The following is a 15,735-nucleotide window of genomic DNA, read 5'->3' on the forward strand; positions in this document are numbered from 1 at the left end:
CGCGCCGCTCCTCACTCCTCCGGCGGAAACACCGCCTCCCCGCCCTCCGCCAGCGTGATCAGGATCGCCTCCACCGGGCAGCCCTCGGCCGCCTCCAGGATGTGTTCGGCGGCGTCGCTGTCCGGAGCCACCGGGTGGGACTGGCGGGCGGAGTCGAGGCGGAAGGCGTCGGGGGCGTGGTGGAGGCACTGGGCCGAGCCGATGCACAGCGAGCGGTCGACCTCGACGTGCCAGCGGTCGCCCATGTTCACGCCCCCGCCGGCAGGTGGATCATCTTGTGTTCGAGGTACGCGCCGTAGCCCTCCGGGCCGAACTCCCGTCCCAGACCGGAGTTCTTGTAGCCGCCGAACGGGCCGAGCATGTCCAGGCTGAAGGTGTTGACCGAGTAGGTGCCGGTGCGGACCCGCCGGGCGACCTCGATGCCGTGCTCGGCGTCGGCCGTCCACACGCTGCCGGACAGGCCGTAGTCGGAGTCGTTGGCGATCTCCACCGCTTCGGACTCGTCGCCGTACGGGAGGAGGCAGATGACCGGGCCGAAGATCTCCTCGCGGGCGATCCGCATGGAGTTGTGGACGTCGCCGAAGAGGGTCGGCTCGACGTACCAGCCGCGCTCCAGGCCCGCCGGGCGGCCGCCGCCGGTGAGGATCTTGGCGCCCTCCTCCTGGCCGATCCGGATGTAGTCGAGGTTGCGCTGCTGCTGGCGGCGGGCGACCAGCGGACCGACCTGGGTCGCCGGGTCCAGCGGGTCGCCGACCCGGAGCGCGCTCGCCGCGGCCGCGAAGGCGTCGGCGTACTCGTCGTAGCGGGTGCGCGGGACGAGGATGCGGGTCTGGGCGACGCACGCCTGCCCGTTGTTCATCCAGGCGGCCGGGACGATGCCGGCGACCGCCGTCGCCACGTCCGCGTCGGGCAGTACGACCGCCGCCGACTTTCCGCCCAACTCCAGTGTGACCCGGGTCAGATGGCGGGCGGCGACCTCCATCACGCGCTTGCCGGCCGCGACCGAGCCGGTGAAGGAGACCTTGTCGATGCCGGGGTGCCCGACCAGGTACTCGCTGACCTCCCGGTCGGCGGGGAGGATCGAGAGCACACCCTCGGGGAGGCCGGCGTCCCGGGCGATCTCGGCCAGCACGTACGCGTCCAGCGGCGACTCCGGGGACGGCTTCAGTACGACCGTGCAGCCGGCCAGCAGCGCGGGCGCGAGCTTGGCGGCGGCCACGAACTGCGGGACGTTCCACGGGACCACGGCCGCGACCACCCCGACCGGCTCCCGCCGGACGAGGATCGGCCCGAGGACGCCGTCGCGCCGCTCCTCGTACGTGTACCCCTGCGCGACCCTGATCGCCGCGTCCCACACCATCATCGCGCCGAGCGCCTGGGCGAGGACGCTCCAGGAGTACGGCGAGCCGTTCTCCGAGGAGATGACCCGGGCGATCTCCTCGTGCCGGGCGGCGATGCCGTCCTTGATGCGGGTGACGACCTCGATCCGTTCCTCCTGGGTCGCCCGCGGCCAGGGCCCCTCGTCGAAGGCCCGGCGCGCCACGGCCACCGCCCGGTCGACGTCCGCCCGCGCGGCGTGCGGCACCCGGCCGATGACCTCCTCGGTGTGCGGCGAGATCACCTCGATGACGTCCCTGCCCGCGGGGTCGGTCAACTCCCCGCCGATGAACAGCTGTCCGTGTTCGATGAGCTCGGTCATGACCGCCGCCACCTTTCTGACACTGTTTCAGAACTGATATCAGTTCTAGTTACAGTGGGCAATGGCGGTGGGGCGGAGGACAGATGGCGACGACGTTCGATCACGGCGGGGGCGTACGGTCCGTGGCGGTGCCGATCCCGGACAACCCCCTCGGCCACACTCTCGTCCACGTGGTGGAGACCGACCGGGGGCCGGTGCTGGTCGACACCGGCTGGGACGATCCCGGCTCCTGGGACACCCTCGTGGCGGGGCTCGCGGCGTGCCGTACGACGGTGGGCGAGGTCTACGGCGTCGTCGTCACCCACCATCACCCGGACCACCACGGGCTGTCCGCGCGGGTGCGCGAGGCCTCCGGCGCCTGGGTGGCGCTGCACCCGGCCGACGCGGCGATCGTGCGCAGGACGCGGGAGACGCGGCCCGAGCGGTGGTACACGTACATGGCGGCCAAGCTGACGGCGGCCGGGGCGCCCGAGGAGCATGTGGCTCCCCTGCGCACCCCGCGCCCCCGCTCCCTGCCCGGCCTCTCCCCCGCCCTCCCGGACCGGGAGATCGTCCCGGGCGAACTCCTCGACCTGCCGGGCCGCCGACTGCGCGCGATCTGGACGCCGGGGCACACGCCCGGGCATGTGTGCCTGCACCTGGAGGAGGAGCATCCGGCCCGACTCGCCGGTCACGGGCGGCTGTTCAGCGGCGATCACCTGCTGCCGGGGATCACCCCGCACATCGGCCTGTACGAGGACCCCGACGACACGACCGTCACCGACCCCCTCGGCGACTACCTCGACTCCCTGGAGCGGATCGGCCGGCTCGTCCCCGCCGAGGTCCTCCCCGCGCACCAGCACGCCTTCACCGACGCGCCGGGCCGGGTACGGGAGTTGCTCGCCCACCACGAGGAACGGCTGGCCGGCCTGCTCGCCCTGCTCGCCGAGCCGCTCACTCCCTGGCAGGTGGCCGAGCGGATGGAGTGGAACCGCCCGTGGGGGCAGATCCCGTACGGATCGAGGAACATCGCCGTCTCGGAGGCGGAGGCCCATCTGCGCCGGCTCGTGAAGCAGGGGCGGGCGGAGGCGGTGACGGGGAGCGAGCCGGTGGCGTACGTGGCGGTGTGAGCGGCAATCGGCTCGCCTCGAGCGCAGCTGCCCTGTAGGACAGCCTCATGGATCCCCTGGAGCTTCTGCTCGCCGAGCGCGCCTGCGAGCGCCTGATCACCGACTTCGTCCACCGCCTCGACCTCGGCGAACCGGCCGGCGTGGCCGGGCTGTTCACCGAGGACGGCGTCTGGGAATGGCCCCCGCCGGGGGACGGACGGCGGGTGGCGGGGCGGCAGGCGCTGGGCGAGTACTTCGCCTCCCGCCCCGCCGACCGGCTCTCGCGCCGGTTCATGTCCAACGTCCTCGTCACCGTGACCGGGCCGGACACCGCCACCGCCGTCTCGTACTTCGCGACCTACCGCGTCGACGGGCACGACGGCGGCACGGTGCCCGCCGGACCGCCCGTCCAGATCGGGACCTACGAGGACTCGTTCCGCCGGGCCGACAGCCGCTGGCTGCTGGACCACAGGGTGCTGCGGCTGCCCTTCGGAGGGCCGACTCCCCGGGCCGAGAAGGCTAGTTGAGACCTGCCGCGGTGCGTTCCGAGTCGGTCAGGGGTGGGCCGGGGAGGGGGCCCTTGCGGGGGCCGAGGGCGATGTTCCAGAGCATGTCGGGGGCGAGCAGCCGGGATGCCGGGGCCTTCAGGCTCATCACGTCCAGGAGGCCGTGCAGGGCGCGCGGGTTCTCCGCGCCCGCGGCCACGGCCCGGTCGACGTACCGGCTGAGCAGACGCTCCACGAGGGTGGGCGGCTCGGGCGTGGCGCCGGGGTAGGAGGCGTCCTGGCCGACCGCGAGGTTCCAGGCGTTGCCGACCGGGCGGGCGACCGCGCGCTGGACGCGGCGGGCGGTGCCGGGGGCCGTGGGGCCGTACCGGTCGAGGACCCGGCCGAGGGCGAGCGCGCTCTGCGCGGCGACGGACAGTCCGTGGCCGTAGACCGGGTTGTACCCGGCGACGGCGTCGCCGAGGACGGCGAAGCCCTCCGGCCAGGTCGGGGCGTTCTCGTAGTAGCGGCGGCGGTTGGCGGTGCTGCGGGTGGTCACCGGGTCGGTCAGCGGCTTCGCCCGCGCGAGGAGGCGGCCGATGACCGGGTCCGTCAGGCCGGTGAGCGCGAAGTGCTCGAACGCCTCCGGGTCGGCGGTGGGCTGCCCGCCCCGGGTGCCGGAGAGGGTGACCAGCCAGCGATCCCCCTCGATCGGTACGACGACCCCGCCGCGGCCGGGTGCCCGGCGCGGGTCGGCCTGGACGTTGACCACCGGGTAGCGGCGGCCGAGGGTGCCGTCGGGGGCGGCGTACAGCCGGCTGGCGTAGGCGACGCCCGCGTCCACCACGCGCTCCTCGACGGGGCCGTGGCCCAGTCGCCCGAGCCATGCGGAGGCCTGCGAGCCGCGGCCGCTCGCGTCGATCACCAGGTCGGCCGCCAGCGTGCTCTCCCGGCCGTCGGGACCGGTGGGCACGCGGACGCCGGTGACACGGTCGCGCCGCCCGGCCAGGCCCGCCGCGCGGGTGCCGTCGAGCAGGGTGATCCCGGGGCGGGCGAGGACGTGGGCCCGGATCACCGCGTCCAGCAGGTCCCGGCTGCACACGATCATGTGGTGCCGGGAGTCGGTGAAGCGCCGGAACCACTGCCCGGAGGGCGCCTTGCTGACCAGGTCGCTCATCACGCCGATGAGTCCGGCGCCCTGGCCGGTCACCTCCCCGGTGATGCCCGGCAGCAGCTCCTCCAGGGCGCTCACCCCGCCGGACCACAGCAGATGGGCGTGGCGGGCCTGGGGCAGGCCCTTGCGGGGCTCGGCGCCCGCCGGCAGCCGGTCGGCCTCCACGACGGTCACCTCGTGGAAGCGGGTGGCGAGTACGGACGCGGCGAGCATGCCGGTCGTACTGCCGCCGATGACGACCGCTCTGCGGCGGGCGGTGCGTATGTCAGCGGCTGTGTCAGGCATGTGCGGTGAGACCTTCCGTGGCGGCCGCCTGCCGGCGGAACCTTTCGATGACCGGCGCGTGGAGTCGCAGCGCGTGCGCGATGGACTCCAGCTCGCTGTCGGACAGGACCGCCGCGGCACCGGGCCGGCTCGCGTCGTCCGCCTGGCCGTCGTCGTCGGCCCGGCCCGGCCCGGCCGCCCGATCCGCCGCGTCCGGCCGAGCCGACTCGACCGCCCGCCCCGCCGCGTCCGAGCGGGCCGCAGGATCCGGCCGGCCCGCGTGGTCCGCGTGTTCCTCGGGGGCCGCGGCGGGCGGTTCGGCCCTGTCGGCAGGGGCGTGCAGCACGTCGGCCGCGACCAGGATGTCCACCGCGCCGGCGATGCCCCGCGCCTCGGCGTCCGGGTGGCCGGCGGACAGGGCCGCCGTACGGGCCCGTTCGCGGCGGGTACGGCTGAGGTGCGGGGCCAGTTTGAGCAGGCCGTCGTTGATGGCGGCCCGGCGCAGTTCGAGGCGGAGGGCGGCGCCGCTGACCCGGCCTGTCGCCGGGGCCGCCGGCGCGGCGACCGTCAGCATGGTCTGCCACAGCGGCCGCAGCAGCCGGTGCGTGCGCACCAGCCGGCGGCGCTCCTCGACCACCGGGCCGGCCTGCCCGGCGATGAACCCCGTGGCGACCAGCAGCGCCTCGGCGATGGCGAACGGCGGGGCGACGTACGTCGACAGCCAGTCCCAGTCACGGCCGCTCCAACGGGCGCTGACGGCGGCGAGCTTGGCGACGTCGAAGACGAGCCCGAGGGCGTAGGCGACCTGGAGGAAGATGACGGCCCGGCGCAGCCAGGTGTCCTCGACCTCCTTGTACCAGGCCCACAGCATGCCGGCCGCGACCAGCGCGGACACCAGGTGCGCGACCAGGTACAGCATCCCGAACTCGCGCATCCAGGGCGTGTTGGCGTAGTAGGTGTCGAGGTCGCGCAGCCGCTCCACGTGGTGGTCGCCGAGCGAGAACGTCGTCCACAGGCCCGCGATGATGGCCGTGTACGCCATCCACACCAGCCGGGTGCGCCGGCGGCGGACGGCGGAGGGGGGTTCGCGCCAGGTGATGATGAGCCACAGGCAGGCGCCGCAGTAGGCGGTGAGGAGCGAATACACCCACACGCCCGCGAAGTTGGGGATGCCGGTGAACGCGTTGAGGCGGTGCAGGTTGGCCGGCGGCAGCGAGGCGAAGACGATCGCGCCGATGCCGAGCAGCAGCGCGGTGGCCCGCAGGATGGGGTCCTGCCAGGCGCGGCGCAGCAGCGGGAGCTTGATGACGAACGCCACGGCGAGCAGGGCGCCGGGGACCGCGTAGGCGGCGACGGTGCCGGAGACGTCCCAGCGCATCAGGGTCCGCCGATGTTGCCCAGGGAGGACGACAGGCGGCCGGTGAGGGTGTCCTGCGTGGTGCGGCCGGCGGCCGCGCCGGGCCCGACGACCTTGGGGAACTTCGCGGCGAGGCGCAGCCCGCACTCCTCGGCCTCCCACTCGGCCGCGGCGGCGGCAGCCGCGGCGGCCGGGGAGCGGGTGGCCATGGCGACGACCTGCCCCCAGGGCACGTCGTCCCGGGACAGCAGGCGGCGCGCGGCGGCGGGCGGTCCGGCCGGGTAGTGCACGTCGAGGGTGCCGTAGTGGATGTGGCCGATCTCGTGCCCGGCGATGACGAACTTGTGCGGGTCGGGGGCGCGGTTCTCGACCGCGACGATGTACTGCTCGTCCATCGCCAGCGTGATCCCGGAGACGTCCAGTCCGGGCGGGAAGGCGACGAACTTCAGCCGGACGGGGCGGTCCAGCTGCGGGCTGAGCGTGGCGCACAGCGCGTGCAGGAAGTCCTCGGCGCCGGTCGGCGCGGTGAGGGTACGGGCCGTGTCGCGCACCAGCCGGTCGAGGAACCGCTTCGGTGACCTGGAGGGCTTCACCGGCTCGCGTCCCCCGCGGGTTCCGAGGACGCCCGCTCCGAGGAGATGATCATCTCGGCGAGGTCGGCGAGCGTGGCGAGCTGGCGGGCGTTCATCTGCGGGGCCCGCGCGGCGAGCCGGACCAGGCCGCTCTCGCGCAGCCGCAGCAGCGGGTCCGCCTCGGCCTCCAGCCCCTGGAGCACCGGCTGCAACGCCTCGTGCAGCGCCTCCGGTTCGTCGGCCGTGAAGAAGCCGGCCGGCAGCCCGAAGAACCGGCGCAGCCGGTCGGTGTGCTCCAGGCTCGGCAGCCCGCTCTTGCGCCACTCGCTCAGCCACTGCCGGCTGGTGCCGGCGATCCTGGCCAGCTCGTCCAGCGAGTACCGCTTGCCGTCGGGCCGGCGCCGGGTCTCGCGGATGAAGTCCAGCCGCTGGCGCACGCGTTGGGCGAGACCGGCCTCGGGCGCCCGGCCGCCGCCGAGCAGCTCCACGACGGTGCCGACGGGGATGCCGGTGCGATGGGAGAGGTCGGCCACGTCGACGGCCTCCGGAAGCCGGCCGGACCGGCCGGTCAACTCCCCGATTCTGGCCAGCACTTCGGCCAGCGAGGTGTAGGCGTCACTCACCGAGGCCCCCCTGAGCATGTGTCGTCCGTCCCTCGACCGGGCGACGGGACGAGAGGTGAGGCTACCCGGTCGTCCGTGCGCCGACCAGAGCTGACAAGACTCCCTGCCCAATGAGGCAGCAATAGTTGACAGTTGAGCGTGCGGTGGGTGAGGATCACGACACAGAGAGCAAGATTTCGACCCGCCCCGGGTGCCGCACACGGGGGAAGCGGCACCCGGGGTGTTCCGCTGCCCGCCCGACCGTCCCGCCTTGCCGTCCCGCCTTGCCGCTGTCCTGCTTCTCCCGCAAAGGTGATGCGCCGATGCCGCAGCCCGTCCTCCTGCTCGGGGCCGGCCCCGTCGCGTACGGGATCCCGCTGGAGCGGATCGCGCAGGCCCGCCCCGTGATCCTGGTCGACAGCGCCGTACCCCGCTGGGCGCGGCCCTTCCTGTCCGGCCATCTCCCGGCCGACCCCGCGCACGAGGCACAGACGGCCGGGGCGATCGCGCGGTACGCGGACGGGCAGCCGGTCGCGGGCGTGCTGACCTGGACCCGGGCGCATCTGCGCACCGCCGCGCGGATCACCGGGTATCTGGGGCTGCCGGGCCTGTCGTACGAGACGGCCGGGGCCTGCACCGACCCCGTGGCGTCGAAGGCACTGCTCGCCCGGCACCGCCTGGCCCCGGACGAGCCCGCTGACCTCGACGGCCCGCTGGTGTCCGCGGAGACGGTCGTCCTGGACGACGAGGTCCGCATCGCCGCGCTCACCCGGACGACACCGGGGGCGTCGGGGGGCCTGCCGCTGCGGCACTCGGTGCACGCGCACGACGGCCTGCTGCACAACCGCTTCCTGCGGCAGACGGTCGAGCGGGCGGTCCGGGCGCTGGGGCTCACGCACACCGTGGCGCACGTGGGGCTGCGGCTGACCGGCCGGGGCCCGCGGGTGACCGGGGTCGCGCCGTTCCTCCCGGGCGACCTGATTCCCTGGCTGGTGGAGCGGGCGACAGGGGTCGATCTGGCACGGGTGGCGCTGGCGATGGCGTGCGGGACGGTGGTGGACGCCACGCCGAGCCGCCAGCGGGCCGCCGCGATCCGCTTCGCGGAGTCGGCGGACGGGCGGTCCTACTGGATGGTGGAGGGCGAGGACACGGAGGAGTGCGATCGGGCGTTGGGAGCCGCGTAGGTGCGTCGCGGTCGTTCGCGCCCACGCGGCGGAGCCGCAGATCGACACAGCCCCGCGCCCCTCAGGGAAGTGACCCGACCCGTCGTACCAAGTCCTCGGCGTTCTGCAGTAGTTGCACTTCTGCGTGTGTCATCGTCGGGTTGGCCGCCCGCCGGCTGAGCGCCTCCGCCAAAGCCTCCTCCGTCAGTTCCGGCGGGTCGGCGAGGAGGGCCTCCAGCATCGTGCGGGCCCCGGGCGCGAGGGGGGTGTCCGACACGGCCACCTGGGCCAGGATCACCGAGGACATGGACCAGTCCAGGGCCGGAGCGCCGTCCTCGGTGTTGGACCAGTCGATGACCCGTGGACCGGCCGGGGTCAGCATCACGTTGTCGGGATGCAGGTCGAGGTGGAGGACGCGGGAGCCGGGGACGGCCGGATCGCGGCCCGGCACGGCGTGCAGGCGGCGCAGCAGGGAGGCGATCAGGGCGCCCGCCTCCGCCGCGGCCACCCGGCCCTCGGTGAGCGCGGTCAGCAGGGTCGGGCCCGAGAGGCGTTCCATGACGAGGTCGGTGGGCGAGGTGGCGGGGCGGACCCGGGGCACCGGGTAGCCGTGCCGGCGCACATACGTCATCGTGGCGGACTCGGTGGGCGCGGTGCCCCAGCCGGAGCGGTCCCGGCGCAGCACCCACGCCTCGTCGATCTCGTACACGTCCGCCGAGCGGCCCGAGCCGAGCAGTTTCCCCGTCGTCATGTCCGTGACCCTAGTCACCGCCGCCCTGTGCCCACGGCCACCCCCCGGCGCGCGCGGGCCTGCCGGTAAGGTGGCGGGGTCGTCATCACACCCGTACAGGGGGAAGCCGGTGCAATTCCGGCGCTGAACCCGCAACTGTGAGCCGTTCGTCACCGGACGGTGAGCCGGACTGCCCCGGACGGGACGTTGACCGGCTCACGTGCGTCGGCGACCCGCCGCGCACGGCACCGTCGAGGTCTACGGAGCCGAGCCGCCCGGGGTGTTCCCGCGCGCTGCCCGGCTCCCCGCAGGAGAGGCAGTCGCCGACCATGAACGTCCGCCGCAGCGCAGCGGCTCTCGCCGCCGTAGGCGTGCTGGCCGCCGCCGCGCCCGCCACGGCCGCCGGGGCGTCCCCGGCCCCGTCGCCGTCTGCGAAACTCACGCTCCCGGCCGGGCTGTACGGCACGGCCGACCCGACCTACGACGGCGTGTGGCGCCAGTCGCTGACGCTGGTCGCGCAGCGCACGCTCGGCTACCGGCCCGCCGCGCCGGCCGTCGACTGGCTCGTCGGCCAGCAGTGCGCGAACGGCGCGTTCGCCGCGTTCCGCGCCGCCCCGGACAGGGCGTGCGACAGCAAGGTCGTGGTGGACACCAACAGCACGGCCGCCGCCGTCCAGGCCCTGAAGGCGACCGGCGGGCACGACGACGCGGTCGGCAGGGCGGTCGCCTGGCTGAAGTCCGTGCAGAACACCGACGGCGGCTGGGGCTTCGCCCCGGGCGGCGCCAGCGACACCAACTCCACGTCCGTCGTCATCGGCGCCCTGGCCGCGACCGGCGCGGACCCGGCGAAGACCACGAGGGCGGGCAGGTCCCCCTACGACCTTCTCGCCGCCATGTCCGTGCCCTGCAAGCAGTCCGGCGGTGGCGGCCTCGCCTTCCAGCCGGACAAGAAGGGCGCCCTGGCGGCCAACGCGGACGCGACGGCGGCGGGCGTACTCGGCGCCCTCGGCAAGGGGTTCGTCACGACGGCCGGCAAGGCGCCCGGCAGCAGCGCGTGCGTCACCGGCGCACACCTCACCCCGGCGCAGATCGCGGACAACGCGGCTGCGAACCTCGCGTCGGCCGTCGCGAAGACCGGCCACCTGACGTCCGCGCTGCCCGGCGCCACGGACCAGCCGGACTACGGCAACACGGCGGACACGGTCGTCGCGCTCGCCGCCGCCGGGCGAACCGAGCAGGCCTCGCGGTCGTACACCTGGCTGGAGCACAACGCCACGCGCTGGGCCGAGCAGAGCGGCCCGGCGGCGTACGCCCAGCTGATCCTCGCCGCGCACGCGGTGGGCGCGCAGCCGGGCGACTTCGGCGGCACCAGCCTGGTCCGCTCGCTCGACGCGCAGGGCCCGGCGCCGAGCATGGACGCCGCCGGGCACGCGTCCAAGAGCCCCGAGAAGTCCACGAAGTCCGACGGCGGCTCGCCGTTCGGGCTCTGGTGGTTCGTCGGTGTCTGCCTCGTCGCGGGCATCGGCGTCGGCTTCCTGCTCAGCGGCCGGAAGAAGCAGCAGCCGTGACCGGGGTCCGCCGTGCGGCGACCCTGGCGCTGGCCGCGTTCGTCGTCCTCGCCGCCGCGGTGACCCAGGCGCAGGCCGCCGGTTACCGCTACTGGTCCTTCTGGGAGCGCACCGGCGACCGGTGGACGTACGCCACGCAGGGCCCGGCGAGCGCCCGTCCCGACGACGGCGCGGTGGCGGGTTTCCGCTTCGCGGTCAGCGCGGACGCGGCCGACGCGAGCCGGCCGCGCGGCACGGCGGACTTCCGGACGATCTGCGCGGCCACGCCGGCCAAGGCCGGCATGAAGCGGGTGGCGCTGGTCCTCGACTTCGGCACCCCTGCGGACGCGCCGGCCGGTGAGACCCCGCCGGCCGGCCGTACGGCCTGCGCCCGGGTGTCCGGCGACGCGACGACCGCCGACGCCCTGGCCGCCGTCGCGCCTCCGCTGCGCTACGACACCAACGCCCTGCTGTGCGCGATCGCCGGGTATCCGCACCGGGGGTGCGGCGAGCAGGTGTCGGACACGCGCACACCGCGCCGCGGCACGGGGCACGGCGCTGAGCGGAGCCCCTCGGACGGGCCCGCGCTGGGCCTGCCGATCGGCGTGGGCGCGGTCGTCGTGCTGGCGGGCGCGGCCGTGTGGCAGGCGCGACGGCGACGGAATGACTAGCACCGGGCACCGGGGCGCCGTTCACCCCGGTGCCTGGTGGCTGTGGGCCCTGAGCCTCGGGACCGCCGCCACCCGCACCACCAATCCCCTCCTCCTCGCCCTCCTCATATCCGCGTCGGCGTACGTCGTCGCGACACACCGCGCCCCCACCCCCCTCGCGCGCTCCTACGCCGCCTTCGCCAGACTCGCCCTCGCCGTCCTCCTCGTCCGCCTGCTCTTCGCGGTGGCGCTCGGCTCCCCGATCCCCGGCACCCACACCCTGTTCACGCTCCCCGAAGTCCCGCTCCCCCACTGGGCGCAGGGCATCCGGCTGGGCGGGAAGGTGACCGCCGAGGCGCTGGTCTTCGCGGCGTACGACGGCCTGAAGCTGGCGACGCTGCTGATCTGCGTCGGCGCGGCGAACGCCCTCGCCGCGCCGGGCCGCCTCCTCAAGTCCCTGCCCGGCGCGCTGTACGAGACCGGCGTGGCCGTCGTCGTCGCCCTCACCTTCGCGCCGCACCTCGTCGCCGACGTCCAGCGGCTGCGCGCCGCCCGTCGGCTGCGCGGCCGCCCGGACCGGGGCCTGCGCGGCCTGCTCCAGGTCGGACTGCCGGTCCTGGAGGGCGCGTTGGAACGCTCGGTCGCGCTGGCGGCCGCCATGGAGGCCCGGGGGTACGGCCGCGCCGCCGAGGTCCCCGCCCGGGTCCGCCGTACGACGGCCGCGCTCACCCTCGGCGGCCTGCTCGGCGTGTGCGCGGGGACGTACGGGCTGCTCACCGCGGAGGGCGGCACCTACGGGCTGCCGGTGCTGCTCGCCGGGGTCGCCGCCGCGCTCGCGGGGCTGAGGCTGGGCGGCCGGCGCTCGCTGCGCACCCGGTACCGCCCGGACCCGTGGGACGCGCGCGCCTGGCTGGTGGCCGGCTCGGGCGCCGCCGTCGCCGCGCTCCTCACCCTCGCCGCCGACCGCGACCCGGAGGCGCTGCACCCGGGGGTCGTCCCCCTGGTCGCCCCGGCCCTGCCCCTGTGGCCCGCCGCGGCGGTCCTCCTCTCCCTCCTGCCCGCCCTCGCCGTACCCAAGGACCCCGAGGAGCCGTCGTGATCCGCTTCGAGGACGTCGCCGTGGTGTATGACGGCGCGGCCGAACCCTGCGTCCAGGGCGTCGGCTTCGAGGTGCCGGAGGGTGAACTGGTGCTGCTCGTCGGCCCGTCCGGGGTCGGCAAGTCCACCGTGCTCGGCGCGGTGAGCGGGCTGGTGCCGCACTTCACCGGCGGCACCCTGCGCGGCCGTGTCACCGTCGCCGGCCGCGACACCCGCACCCACAAGCCGCGCGAACTCGCCGACGTGGTCGGCACGGTGGGCCAGGATCCGCTCGCCCACTTCGTCACGGACACCGTGGAGGACGAACTCGCCTACGGGATGGAGTCGTTGGGCCTCGCCCCCGAGGTGATGCGGCGCCGGGTCGAGGAGACCCTCGACCTGCTGGGCCTCGCCGGGCTCCGCGACCGCCCGATCGCCACCCTCTCGGGCGGCCAGCGCCAGCGCGTCGCGATCGGCTCGGTCCTCACCCCGCACCCCCGGGTCCTGGTCCTGGACGAGCCGACCTCCGCCCTGGACCCGGCCGCGGCGGAGGAGGTGCTGGCGGTGCTCCAGCGTCTGGTGTACGACCTCGGCACGACGATCCTGATGGCCGAACACCGCCTGGAACGCGTCGTCCACTACGCGGACCGGGTCGTCCTGCTCCCGGCCCCCGGCGAGGCCGCGATCGTCGGCACCCCGGCCGAGGTCATGGCGGTCTCCCCGGTGTACCCGCCGGTGGTCGCCCTGGGCCGGCTGGCCGGCTGGACCCCCCTTCCCCTGACGGTCCGTGACGCCCGCCGCAGAGCGGGTGACCTGCGGGAGCGCCTGGCGGCCGGGGCCGCGAACAGCGATACCGCCGTGGCCGCGGAGCTCCCGCGGCGGCAGCCGCACCTCGGCCGCGGTCCCGCGCCCCGCCGCTCCCTCTTCCGCCGCCGGTCCTCGACCACTCCCCAGCCCCTTCCCCGGACGGTCGCCGAGATCCAGACCCTCTCCGTCCGCCGCGACCGCGTCACCGCCCTGCGCCACGTCGACCTCACCGTCGCCCCCGGCGAGACCGTCGCCCTCATGGGCCGCAACGGCGCCGGGAAGTCCACCCTGCTGGGCTCCCTCGTCGGGCTCCTGGCCCCCACCACGGGCAGCGTGACCGTCTGCGGGGTCACCCCCCATCGCACCGCACCGCCCGACCTCGTACGCCGCGTCGGCCTGGTCCCGCAGGAGCCGCGTGACCTGCTGTACGCCGACACGGTCGGCGACGAGTGCGCGGCGGCGGACCGGGACGCCCGGGCCGAGCCGGGGACCTGCCGGGCGCTGGTGTCGGAGCTGCTGCCGGGCATCACGGACGACACGCACCCGCGCGACCTGTCCGAGGGGCAGTGCCTGGCGCTCGCGCTGGCCGTCGTGCTGACCGGCCGGCCGCCCCTGCTGCTGCTCGACGAGCCGACGCGCGGTCTGGACTACGCGGCCAAGGCCCGGCTGGTGACCGTGTTGCGCGGGCTCGCCGCCGAGGGGCACGCGATCGTGCTGGCCACGCACGACGTGGAGCTGGCGGCGGAGATCGCGCACCGGGTGGTGCTGCTCGCCGAGGGGGAGGTGATCGCCGACGGGCCGACCGCCCAGATCGTCGTCTCGTCGCCGTCCTTCGCCCCGCAGGTGACGAAGATCCTCGCCCCGCAGCGGTGGCTGACGGTGTCCGAGGTGCGCGAGGCCCTGGCATGAGCGCCCCGCCCGCGAGGACCCGCCTGCACGCCGTCCGCGTCCGCCCCCGCTCCCTCGCCGCGCTCGTGCTGGTCGGCGCGGTGGGCGTCGTCGCCTTCGGCTGGCCCTTCCTCGCCCCGCCCGCCTCGCAGCTGAGCGCCCACGCCCAGGACGCCCCCTGGCTCTTCGCGGGCCTGCTCGTCCTGCTGGTCGCGGTCGTGGCGGCGACGATCTCGGAGTCGGACCTCGGGCCGAAGGCCGTGGCCATGCTGGGCGTGCTGGCCGCGACCGGGGCGGCGCTGCGCCCGATCGGCGCGGGGACGGCCGGGATCGAGCCGATGTTCTTCCTCATGGTGCTCAGCGGCCGGGTCCTCGGTCCCGGTTTCGGGTTCACCCTGGGCTCGGTGACGATGTTCGCGTCGGCCCTGCTCACCGGCGGGGTCGGGCCATGGCTGCCGTTCCAGATGCTGTCGATGGGGTGGTTCACGATGGGGGCCGGGCTGCTGCCGGGGGCGGTGCGCCTGCGGGGCAGGGGGGAGCTGTTCCTCCTCGCCGGCTACGGCTTCCTCGCCTCCCTGGCCTACGGCACCGTCATGAATCTCGCCGGCTGGCCCTTCCTCTCCACCGCGGCCTCGGACATCTCCTTCGACGCGCACGCCTCCGTCCCCGCCAACCTGGCCCGTTTCATGGCGTACTGCCTGGCCACCTCGCTCGGCTGGGACCTGGGCCGGGCCGTGTGCACGGTGGTGCTGACCCTGTTCCTCGGCCCGGCGGTGCTGCGCGCGCTGCGCCGGGCCACCCGGCGGGCCGCCTTCGAGACCGCGGTCACATTCGACGCCCGGGATCCCTCACCAGACGAGTACGGCACCTCACCCAGCGGCACCGCGGCGGTGAAGCACCCCACATGACCCGGATCACCTACGATCCGGGGCCGTAGGACCAAATGTCCGTCAAAACCCTTGCGACACCCCTCCCGACCTGCGCATTGAGGGCCACGTCACAGAGCGGATGTTTCACCTCGATCCGGCCACCACTAGTAAAAGGGGTCATTGCGGGCGGGGTCGGGGCCTGTTTCTCTGGACGACGTCGCCAGGCGCCACGAGCCCACCCGGGCCGCGGCGCCGACGTACGCAGACGGACGCGGCCGACGCGAGAGCGGCGGTGCACGGCCTGCCGGCGGCCCCCTGTCCCCGACGCAAGAGGTTCTCCGTGACCGTCTCCTTCATCCGCCGCATCGCTTCCCCGAAGAAGGCCCTCACGACCGCCGCCGTGGCCGCCGCCACCGCCGGTCTGGCTCTGACCGCGGCGCCCGCCCAGGCCGCCACGCCCGCCACGGCCTCCTCCGCCCAGGCGATCGCGCACAAGATGATCCCGGACGCCGCGCAGTTCAACGCGTTCAGCAAGATCGTCTCGCACGAGAGCGGCTGGAACCCGTCCGCGACCAACGCCTCGTCCGGCGCCTACGGCCTGGTCCAGGCCCTGCCCGGTTCGAAGATGGCCTCCGCGGGCGGCGACTGGAAGACCAACCCGGCCACACAGATCAAGTGGGGCCTGGACTACATGAACTCCCGCTACGGCAGCCCGGTCAAGGCCTGGAGCTTCTGGCAGGCGAACGGCTGGTACTGAGCCGGC

At 74.8% G+C, this 15,735-nt stretch carries 16 protein-coding genes and 1 riboswitch; of the genes, 9 read left to right on the forward strand and 7 right to left on the reverse strand.

The annotated features are described in order from the left end of the window. Positions 1 to 11: 11 nt before the first annotated feature. Together BIV23_RS21820 and BIV23_RS21825 are read right to left on the reverse strand one after the other, a co-directional pair. On the reverse strand, positions 12 to 245 hold the full coding sequence (locus BIV23_RS21820) for a ferredoxin (RefSeq protein WP_071382600.1): 234 nt from the start codon (positions 243 to 245) through the stop codon (positions 12 to 14). A 2-nt stretch (positions 246 to 247) separates the two neighbouring features. Then, positions 248 to 1,699, reverse strand: coding sequence for an aldehyde dehydrogenase (locus BIV23_RS21825; RefSeq protein ID WP_071382601.1), 1,452 nt, complete (start codon positions 1,697 to 1,699; stop codon positions 248 to 250). Positions 1,700 to 1,782: 83 nt separating this feature from the next. Here BIV23_RS21825 and BIV23_RS21830 point away from each other — a divergent pair, with 83 nt between their 5' ends. Both BIV23_RS21830 and BIV23_RS21835 read left to right on the forward strand, forming a co-directional pair. Further along, positions 1,783 to 2,808 carry a Strvi_7410 family MBL fold metallo-hydrolase gene (locus BIV23_RS21830; protein WP_071382602.1) on the forward strand — a complete coding sequence of 342 codons (1,026 nt, stop codon included), beginning with the start codon at positions 1,783 to 1,785 and terminating at the stop codon, positions 2,806 to 2,808. Between the two features lie 47 nt (positions 2,809 to 2,855). Continuing rightward, a complete protein-coding gene (locus BIV23_RS21835; RefSeq protein ID WP_071382603.1) occupies positions 2,856 to 3,314 on the forward strand; it encodes a nuclear transport factor 2 family protein in 459 nt (152 codons plus the stop codon). Here the strand turns inward: BIV23_RS21835 and BIV23_RS21840 are convergent. From BIV23_RS21840 to BIV23_RS21855, 4 genes are read right to left on the reverse strand one after another with little or no spacing between them, the layout of a single operon-like run. Further along, positions 3,307 to 4,731 (reverse strand): FAD-dependent oxidoreductase, encoded by a 1,425-nt coding sequence (locus tag BIV23_RS21840; RefSeq protein ID WP_071382604.1) that lies wholly within the window; start codon positions 4,729 to 4,731, stop codon positions 3,307 to 3,309. The two genes, BIV23_RS21835 and BIV23_RS21840, sit on opposite strands and share 8 nt — an antisense overlap. After that, complete coding sequence (locus tag BIV23_RS21845; RefSeq protein ID WP_245790595.1) at positions 4,724 to 6,088, reverse strand: MAB_1171c family putative transporter; 1,365 nt, start codon at positions 6,086 to 6,088, stop codon at positions 4,724 to 4,726. Before BIV23_RS21845 ends, BIV23_RS21840 begins: the two co-directional genes overlap by 8 nt. Further along, a complete protein-coding gene (locus tag BIV23_RS21850; RefSeq protein WP_245790596.1) occupies positions 6,088 to 6,660 on the reverse strand; it encodes a hypothetical protein in 573 nt (190 codons plus the stop codon). Before BIV23_RS21850 ends, BIV23_RS21845 begins: the two co-directional genes overlap by 1 nt. After that, on the reverse strand, positions 6,657 to 7,262 hold the full coding sequence (locus BIV23_RS21855) for a helix-turn-helix transcriptional regulator (RefSeq protein ID WP_071382681.1): 606 nt from the start codon (positions 7,260 to 7,262) through the stop codon (positions 6,657 to 6,659). Before BIV23_RS21855 ends, BIV23_RS21850 begins: the two co-directional genes overlap by 4 nt. Before the next feature lie 302 nt (positions 7,263 to 7,564). On the opposite strand from BIV23_RS21855, the gene BIV23_RS21860 reads away from it, so the two are divergent. Beyond that, complete coding sequence (locus BIV23_RS21860; RefSeq protein ID WP_071382605.1) at positions 7,565 to 8,425, forward strand: ATP-grasp domain-containing protein; 861 nt, start codon at positions 7,565 to 7,567, stop codon at positions 8,423 to 8,425. A gap of 61 nt (positions 8,426 to 8,486) precedes the next feature. Here the strand turns inward: BIV23_RS21860 and BIV23_RS21865 are convergent, their stop codons facing one another. Next, on the reverse strand, positions 8,487 to 9,155 hold the full coding sequence (locus BIV23_RS21865; RefSeq protein WP_071382606.1) for a phosphotransferase family protein: 669 nt from the start codon (positions 9,153 to 9,155) through the stop codon (positions 8,487 to 8,489). A 69-nt stretch (positions 9,156 to 9,224) separates the two neighbouring features. Then, positions 9,225 to 9,372, forward strand: a riboswitch (cobalamin riboswitch). Positions 9,373 to 9,463: 91 nt separating this feature from the next. Between BIV23_RS21865 and BIV23_RS21870 the strand changes: the two genes are divergently transcribed. From BIV23_RS21870 to BIV23_RS21895, 6 genes are all read left to right on the forward strand, one after another. Continuing rightward, entirely contained in the window at positions 9,464 to 10,702 is a 1,239-nt protein-coding gene (locus tag BIV23_RS21870) for an SCO2321 family membrane protein (RefSeq protein WP_071382607.1), read from the forward strand. Further along, on the forward strand, positions 10,699 to 11,352 hold the full coding sequence (locus BIV23_RS21875; RefSeq protein ID WP_071382608.1) for an SCO2322 family protein: 654 nt from the start codon (positions 10,699 to 10,701) through the stop codon (positions 11,350 to 11,352). The genes BIV23_RS21870 and BIV23_RS21875 overlap by 4 nt, the downstream gene beginning before the upstream one ends. Further along, positions 11,345 to 12,430: a CbiQ family ECF transporter T component gene (locus BIV23_RS21880; protein ID WP_177239990.1), complete on the forward strand. Its 1,086-nt coding sequence runs from the start codon at positions 11,345 to 11,347 to the stop codon at positions 12,428 to 12,430. The genes BIV23_RS21875 and BIV23_RS21880 overlap by 8 nt, the downstream gene beginning before the upstream one ends. Then, positions 12,427 to 14,124 (forward strand): ABC transporter ATP-binding protein, encoded by a 1,698-nt coding sequence (locus BIV23_RS21885; RefSeq protein WP_071382609.1) that lies wholly within the window; start codon positions 12,427 to 12,429, stop codon positions 14,122 to 14,124. The genes BIV23_RS21880 and BIV23_RS21885 overlap by 4 nt, the downstream gene beginning before the upstream one ends. Continuing rightward, complete coding sequence (locus BIV23_RS21890; RefSeq protein WP_071382610.1) at positions 14,121 to 15,011, forward strand: ECF transporter S component; 891 nt, start codon at positions 14,121 to 14,123, stop codon at positions 15,009 to 15,011. The genes BIV23_RS21885 and BIV23_RS21890 overlap by 4 nt, the downstream gene beginning before the upstream one ends. Positions 15,012 to 15,312: 301 nt before the next feature. Beyond that, positions 15,313 to 15,729: an aggregation-promoting factor C-terminal-like domain-containing protein gene (locus tag BIV23_RS21895; RefSeq protein ID WP_071382683.1), complete on the forward strand. Its 417-nt coding sequence runs from the start codon at positions 15,313 to 15,315 to the stop codon at positions 15,727 to 15,729. Positions 15,730 to 15,735 lie beyond the last annotated feature (6 nt).

It is taken from the genome of Streptomyces monashensis (assembly GCF_001866665.1).
GTDB lineage: Bacteria > Actinomycetota > Actinomycetes > Streptomycetales > Streptomycetaceae > Streptomyces > Streptomyces monashensis.

Coding starts and splice junctions, on each gene's coding strand:
- BIV23_RS21870 (WP_071382607.1), top strand. CDS start 9,464: ATGAACGTCCGCCGCAGCGCAGCGGCTCTCGCCGCCGTAGGCGTGCTG.
- BIV23_RS21825 (WP_071382601.1), bottom strand. CDS start 1,699: ATGACCGAGCTCATCGAACACGGACAGCTGTTCATCGGCGGGGAGTTG.
- BIV23_RS21890 (WP_071382610.1), top strand. CDS start 14,121: ATGAGCGCCCCGCCCGCGAGGACCCGCCTGCACGCCGTCCGCGTCCGC.
- BIV23_RS21830 (WP_071382602.1), top strand. CDS start 1,783: ATGGCGACGACGTTCGATCACGGCGGGGGCGTACGGTCCGTGGCGGTG.
- BIV23_RS21845 (WP_245790595.1), bottom strand. CDS start 6,088: ATGCGCTGGGACGTCTCCGGCACCGTCGCCGCCTACGCGGTCCCCGGC.
- BIV23_RS21835 (WP_071382603.1), top strand. CDS start 2,856: ATGGATCCCCTGGAGCTTCTGCTCGCCGAGCGCGCCTGCGAGCGCCTG.
- BIV23_RS21820 (WP_071382600.1), bottom strand. CDS start 245: ATGGGCGACCGCTGGCACGTCGAGGTCGACCGCTCGCTGTGCATCGGC.
- BIV23_RS21860 (WP_071382605.1), top strand. CDS start 7,565: ATGCCGCAGCCCGTCCTCCTGCTCGGGGCCGGCCCCGTCGCGTACGGG.
- BIV23_RS21840 (WP_071382604.1), bottom strand. CDS start 4,731: ATGCCTGACACAGCCGCTGACATACGCACCGCCCGCCGCAGAGCGGTC.
- BIV23_RS21880 (WP_177239990.1), top strand. CDS start 11,345: ATGACTAGCACCGGGCACCGGGGCGCCGTTCACCCCGGTGCCTGGTGG.
- BIV23_RS21865 (WP_071382606.1), bottom strand. CDS start 9,155: ATGACGACGGGGAAACTGCTCGGCTCGGGCCGCTCGGCGGACGTGTAC.